This is a genomic window from Nocardia sp. NPDC003963 (assembly GCF_053605105.1).
The window spans coordinates 1-7781 of sequence record NZ_JBSGIP010000091.1; the positions used below are offsets into that span (position 1 = coordinate 1).

General features: G+C 68.0%; 1 protein-coding gene. It reads left to right on the forward strand.

From position 1 onward, the window contains the following. Positions 1 to 7781: amino acid adenylation domain-containing protein (locus tag ACWEWT_RS38120; RefSeq protein WP_452565787.1), on the forward strand; the 7781-nt coding region annotated here is incomplete at both ends.

The window sequence follows — 7781 nt, forward strand, 5'->3', positions numbered from 1 at the left end:
CTGGCGTCGCTGGATCCGGCGGATCTGGCGGGTATGGAAGTGATCATCGCCGGTGGTGAAGCCATCTCGGCGGATCTCGTCGCGAAATGGTCGACGATTCCCGAAGGTGGGTCCGAGCGCAGGTTCCACAATGCCTACGGTCCGACCGAGGCTACGGTCGCCACGAATATCAGTGGTGTGCTGCTGCCGGGTGATCCGGTCACGATCGGTGGTCCGGTGCGGGGTATGCGGGCGCTCGTGCTCGACGATCGGCTGAATCCGGTACCCGAGGGTGTGGCCGGTGAGTTGTATGTCGGTGGGATCCAGTTGGCGCGTGGTTATCACGCGCGGGCCGGTTTGACTGCTGAGCGTTTCGTGGCCGATCCGTTCGGTGCGCCCGGCTCGCGGTTGTACCGCACGGGTGACATCGTGCGATGGCAGCGCGACAGTGCCGGTGATCCGGCGGTGGAGTATGTGGGTCGTAACGATTTCCAGGTGAAGGTCCGTGGTTTCCGGATCGAGCTGGGCGAGATCGATGCCGCGCTGACTTCGCACGGCAGTGTGGACTTCGCCGTCACGACCGGACACGAGAGCGCCGCGGGCGCGCTATCGCTGGTGTCGTACGTGGTGGCCGCACCGGGTCGTTCGATCGATGTCGCCGAGTTGCGCGAGTACATCGGTCAGCGGTTGCCGTCCTACATGGTGCCCGCGTCGGTGATGGTGATCGACGAGGTGCCGCTGACCCCGGCCGGGAAGCTGGATCGTAAGGCGTTGCCGGAGCCCGCCTTCGAGGCGCGCGAATTCCGGGCGGCGTCGACACCGGTCGAGGAGACCGTGGCCCGCGTACTCGCCGATGTGCTCGGGGTGGAACGCGTCGGCGCGGATGACGATTTCTTCGCCCTCGGCGGTAATTCGCTGCTGGCTACCCAGGTCGTGGCGCGGCTGGGTGCCGCGCTGAACACCCAGGTGCCGGTCCGGACGCTGTTCGAGGCATCCGTGGTGAGCACGCTGGCCGCCCGGCTCGAAGAGCAGGTCGGTTCCGGCGGGCGTCCGGCGCTGGTGCCGCAACCGCGGCCGACCCGGGTACTGCCCTCGGGTGCGGTCGTCGAGCGGATCCCGCTGTCCCTGGCACAGCAGCGGATGTGGTTCCTGAACTGGTTCGATTCCGGTTCGACGGCCTATAACATCCCGATGGTCATCCGGTTGACCGGGCAGCTGGATATTCCGGCATTGCGGCAGGCGGTCGGTGATCTGATCGCCCGGCACGACGTGTTGCGGACCGTGTATCCGGAGACCGAATCCGGTCCGGCGCAGGTGATTCTGCCGGTATCCGGCGCGGTACCGGAGCTGGACGTGCGCTCGGTGGCGGCGGCCGCGGTCGAGGCCACCGTATCCGAGCTGATGGCAGTGCCCTTCCAGGTCGCCGACCGGGTGCCGGTGCGGCTGACCCTGCTGCGGATCGACGGTGCCGCCGACGAATACGTACTCGCCGCGGTCGTGCACCATATCGCCGCCGACGGTCTGTCGGTGCAGCCGCTGACCCGGGATCTGATGACCGCGTACGCCGCGCGAGCGGCGGGGACGGCCCCGCACTGGGTGCCGTTGCCGGTCCAGTACGCCGATTTCGCGATCTGGCAGCGTGGGTTGCTGGGCGACGAGGCCGACCGGGAATCCCTGGCGGCCACGCAGATCGACTACTGGCGGTCGGCGCTGGCCGATATCCCGGATCAGCTGGACCTGCCGGCGGATCATCCGCGCCCGGAGACGCAGTCGTTCGCCGGTGGCCGCGTGCTGATCGCTATCGATTCCGAGATCCATGCCGGTCTGCTGCGGGTGGCACAGGAACACGGCACCACCCTGTTCATGGTGGTGCATTCCGCCTGGGCGCTGTTGCTGTCGCGGTTGTCCGGTACCGACGACATCGTGATCGGTACACCGGTGGCCGGTCGTGGTGAGCAGGCGCTCGATGATCTGATCGGTATGTTCGTCAACACGCTGGTGCTGCGGACCCGGGTGGATCGCGGTGCCGCGTTCGCGGATCTGCTGGCGCGGCAGCGGCAGGTGGATATCCAGGCATTCGCGCATGCGGATGTGCCGTTCGAACGTCTGGTGGAGGCACTCGACCCGGAACGGTCGACCGCACGCAATCCGTTGTTCCAGGTCGGGTTCACCTTCCAGAACATGGCGCAGTCGAGCCTGGAACTGCCGGGATTGACGGTATCGGGCGTGGATGCCGATATCGAGGTCTCGCAGTACGACCTGAACCTCACCCTGGGCGAGATCTCCGACGCCGCGGACGGTATGAGTGGTTCGCTCACTTTCGCCACCGACCTCTTCGAGGCCGCCACCGTCCAGACCTTCGCCGACCGGTTCGTGCGGATCCTGCGCGCGGTCGCCGCGGACCCGCAGATCCCGGTCGGTGATATCGATGTGCTCGGTGATGTCGAGCGGTCGAATGTGCTGCGTCAGTGGGTGAGTACGCGCGACGCTGCCGGCGCCGGAGTGTTCACCGTCGACGGAGAGCCGGTCGACCAGGCGGAAACCGCCACGCTCGCGAGTCTTTTCGACGCGGTAGTCGGCGTGCACGCGCAGCGGACCGCGGTGAAGTTCGAATCCGATCGGCTCACCTACGCCGAGCTGGACCGGCGGGCGAACGTCCTGGCGCGGCGGTTGATCGCCGCCGGGGCCGGCCCGGAAACACTGGTGGCGGTATTGCTGCCGCGTTCGCTGGATCTGGTGGTGGCGCTGCTGGCGGTGATCAAATCGGGTGCCGGTTACGTACCCGTGGATCCCGATTCGCCGGCCGAGCGGATCGCGTATGTGCTCGCCGATTCCCGTCCGGAAGCGGTGGTCCTGGATGCTTCGGTGACGGTCGACCTGCCGGCGGATCTGCCGCGGGTGGTGCCGGCCGATTCCGGTGACGATCTCGGCGACGGGCCGATCACCGATGCCGACCGGCTCGCGCCGCTGCGTCCGGACAACACCGCCTATGTCATCTACACCTCCGGTTCGACCGGCCGCCCGAAGGGCGTGGCGGTGGCGCATCGCAATGTGGTGCGGTTGTTCGCCGACACCGATCGCGAGTTCGGTTTCGGACCCGACGATGTGTGGACCCTGTTCCACTCCTACGCCTTCGATTTCTCGGTGTGGGAGCTGTGGGGCCCGCTGCTGTTCGGTGGGACGTCGGTGGTGGTGGACTACTACACGACACGGTCGCCGGAACAGTTCCTGGAACTGTTGCGCGCCGAGCGGGTGACGGTACTGAATCAGACTCCGTCGGCGTTCTATCAGCTGGCCGAGGCCGATCGGACCGCGGCCGCCGATGCCGGCCCGCTCGCGCTGCGGTATGTGATCTTCGGTGGTGAGGCCCTGGAGTTGCGCCGCCTCGCCGATTGGGTGGCCCGGCACGGCGACGGTAGTGCCGGCCGGACCCGGGTGATCGACGGCCGGGAGACGGCATCGCCGGTCCTGGTGAACATGTACGGGATCACCGAGACCACCGTGCACGTGTCCTACCGTGCGCTGGACGCCGCTGTTGTCGCGGAGGCGGCCGGTAGCGTCGTCGGCCGCGCGCTGGCGGGTCTGCGGACCTATGTGCTGGACAACCGGTTGCAGCCGGTCCCGGTCGGGGTACCGGGTGAGCTGTATGTGTCCGGTGTCCAGCTCTCGCGTGGTTATCTGGGCCGGCCCGACCTCTCGGCGGCCCGTTTCGTGGCCGATCCGTTCGGTGAGCCCGGTACGCGCCTGTACCGGTCCGGCGACGTCGCGCGCTGGAACCGTGCCGGTGAGCTGGAATATCTGGGGCGTTCGGACGACCAGGTGAAGATCCGCGGGTTCCGGATCGAGCTCGGCGAGATCGAGGACGCGGTCCTCGCCCTGCCCGGTATCGCGCAGGGCGCCGTGATCGTCCGGGAAGACCGTCCCGGTGATCAGCGGATCGTGGCCTATGTCGTGCCCGAGCCCGGTACCGAGTTCGATCAGGACGCGGTACGCGAGGGCACGGCGGTGCGGCTGCCCGCGTACATGGTGCCGACCGCGGTGGTCGCGCTGGACCGGATCCCGTTGACCATCAACGGAAAACTGGACCGGAAGGCCTTGCCGGCGCCGGTTTTCGCCACCGGTGAAGCGTTCCGGGGTCCGCGCAACCCGATGGAGCAGATCATCGCCGAGGTCTTCGCCGAAGTGCTCGGTGTGGACCGGGTGGGCGTGGACGATTCGTTCTTCGCCCTGGGTGGCGACAGTATCGTCTCCATCCAGCTCGTATCGCGGGCGAAAGCGCGTGGGGTGGTGTTCACGCCGCGCCAGGTCTTCGAACAGCGCACGGTGGCCGGTCTGGCCGCTGTCGCCGAGGCCGGGGAAGCAGCCGAAGGTGTGCTGTCGCTGCCCGAGTTGCCCGGTGGCGGGGTCGGTCGGCTGCCGCTCACCCCGATCGTCCGGTTCATGGTCGAACGGCCCGGTGCCCACGGCCGGTACCACCAGTTGACGACGCTGAGCCTGCCGGTCGGCGTCACCCGGGCGACCATCGCCGCGGTACTGGGACCGGTGCTGGACCGGCACGATATGTTGCGGGCGCGGCTGATCGACGAAGACGGCGAATGGTTCGCCGAAACGGCCGAACCGGGGTCGATCGATGTGGACGCGCTGATCGATCACACGGTGTTCGATGCCACCGCAGACGAGCAGCGGATACTCGAAACAGCCCAGGCCGCTGTCGATGCCACGCTGGACCGGCTGGATCCCGCCACCGGCGGGGTGGTCCGGTTCGCCTGGCTGGAACCGGATAGCGCCGACCGCGCGGGCTACCTGGTCGTCGTCGCGCACCACCTGGTGGTCGACGGTGTGTCGTGGCGTGTGCTGACCCCGGACTTCCTGCTGTCCGCCGGTGCGCACAGCGCCGGGCAGAAGCCGGAACTGTCGGCGCCGAGTACCTCCATGCGGACCTGGGCGCATGCGCTCGAAGAGCATGCGCACAGCCCGGAGCGGGTCGCCGAACTGGAGTACTGGCAGACCGTGGCCGGTACCACCGACCCGTTGCTGACCGGCCGCGCGATGGATCCGGCGGTCGATACCGCAGGATCGGTCGAGATCCATTCGGTGGAGGTGTCGCCGGAAGTCACCCAGGCGTTGCTCACCACCGTGCCCAAGCTGTTCCACGGCGGTGTGAACGACGGCCTGCTCACCGCACTCGTCCTCGCCACCACCGCGTGGCGGGCCCGCCGGGTGCCCGGGGCGGCGGCCGCGGATCCGCTGCTGGTCCGGCTGGAGGGCCACGGTCGTGAGGAGGAGGTCGTGCCGGGGGCCGATCTGTCCCGCACGGTCGGCTGGTTCACCACGATCTTCCCGGTGCGGTTCGCGCCGGCCGGTGATATCGAGGATGCGCTCGCCGGTGGCCCGGCACTGGGCGCGGTACTCAAATCGGTGAAGGAAGAGCTGCTCTCGGTGCCGGACAAGGGCATCGGTTACGGTCTGCTGCGCTATATGAACCCCGCGACCGCGGACCAGCTGCCGGCCACCCTGCCGGGGCAGGTGAGCTTCAACTATCTGGGCCGATTCGGCGGAGGCGAGATCTCCGCGGAAATGCGTGATTTCGGCTGGTGGCAGACCAATGATCTGGTTGTCGTCGGGGCATTCGATACGGATATGCCGGCCATGGCGCCGCTGGATATCAATGCCGCTGTGATCGGTGACAAGCTGACCGCGCGGATCGGGTATCCGTCGACGCTGCTGACGGCCGCGGAGATCAGCGAGTTCGGTGCGCTGTGGGCGCAGGCGCTGGAAGCGGTCGCCCGCCATGTGGATTCCGCGTCGGCCGGTGGGCACACCGCGTCCGATTTCGGGCTGGTCGCCGTCTCGCAGACCGATATCGAGGGAATCGAGCAGCGATTCCCGATGCCGGTGGCCGATATCTGGCCGCTGTCCTCGATGCAGGCCGGTATGTGGTTCCACGCGCAACTGGCCGCGGAGTCGGTGGACGTCTACACCGCGCAGGTCGTGCTGACGCTGACCGGCCGGGTGGACACTGTCCGGTTGCGCGCGGCGGCGCAGGCCCTGATCGATCGGTACGAGAACCTGCGCACCGCCTTCGTCACCGACCACGAGGGCAACCCGGTTCAGGTGGTCCTGAAGGATGTGCCGGTCGACTGGACCGAGTACGACCGCAGTAGCGATCGGACGGCCGCCGACCTCATCGAGGCGGACCGGCTGCGGCGCTTCGATCTGACCCGGCCACCGCTGCTGCGGTTCACCTTGATCGCGACCGGACCGGATACCTGGCAGTTCGTGGTGTCGAACCATCACATTCTGCTCGACGGCTGGTCCATGCCGCTGCTCATGCGGGATCTGCTGACCCTGTACGCGGTCCGCGCCGATGCCGACGCGCTGCCGATGGCCCATTCGTATCGGGCCTTCCTGGCGTGGGTGGGCCGGCAGGATCGCCGGGTTTCGCTGGAGACCTGGCGGGCGGCGCTGGCGGAGGTCGAGGAACCGACCCTGCTGGTCCGCCCCGAATCGGGCGGCTCCGGACAGGAGATCACCGCGCTGTCGGGTGAGTACGCGTTCGAGCTGGACGCCGCGACCACCGCCCGGATGACCGCACTGGCCACCGAGGTCGGCGTCACGGCGAACACGGTGCTGCAGGTCGCGTGGGCGGTACTGCTGGGCCGGCTGACCGGCCGCGACGATGTACTGTTCGGCGCCACCGTCTCCGGTCGTCCGCCGGAACTGCCCGGTGTGGAGACCATGGTCGGGTTGTTCATCAACACGATCCCGGTACGAGTGCGCTTCGACCGGAACGAATCCGTGCGGTCACTGCTGACGCGGGTCCAGGTCGAACAGGCCGACTTGCTGGATCACCACTATGTGAGCCTCTCCGATATCCATTCCGCGGCCGGGATGGCGGCGCTGTTCGACACCCTGCTGGTGTTCGAGTCGTATCCGGTGGATGCCGAGGGCATCCAGGCGGCGGCCGCCGATATCGACGGGATGACGGTGGCCGGCCTCGAGGGCGTCGACGCCACCCACTACCCGCTCACCCTCGTCGCCGCGCTCGGCACCACATTGCGGATCCGGGCCGGGTACCGGCAGGACATGTTCGACGCGGCCGAGGTACGGCGGATCGCGGACCGGCTGGTCCGGATGCTGGACGGGATCATCACCGATCCGGGTGCCGCCGTCGGTGATATCGAGCTGCTCGACGCGGCCGAACGCGAATTGGTGCTGCACCGCTGGAACGCGACCGACCGGGCGATCGACGCCGGGTTGCTGCTCGACGAGTTCGCCACGGCGGCCGCGGCGTATCCGGATCGGATCGCGGTGTCGTTCGAGGGCGCCGAACTGACCTACGCCGAGTTCGCCGGACGCGTCAATCGTCTCGCTCGGCTGCTGATTTCCGAGGGCGTGGGCCCGGAATCGCTGGTCGGGCTGGCGCTGCGGCGGTCGGCGGATCTCGTGGTCGCCATGTACGCGGTGGTCACCGCCGGCGGTGCGTATGTACCGGTGGATCCCGAACATCCGGCGGAGCGGACCGCGTATGTGCTCGAGACGGCGCGACCGGTCTGCGTGCTGACCACGACCTCCGATGCCGACGCTGTCCCCGAGGGGACAGGTGTGCCGGTACTGGCGGTGGACACGCTGGATCTGTCGGGTTATGCGGATGCCGCGGTGACGGATGTGGATCGGGTGGCGCCGTTGCGGGCGTCGAATACGGCGTATGTGATTTTCACGTCGGGTTCGACGGGTCGTCCGAAGGGTGTGGCTGTTTCGCATGCGGCGATCGTGAATCGTCTGGTGTGGATGCAGTCGGA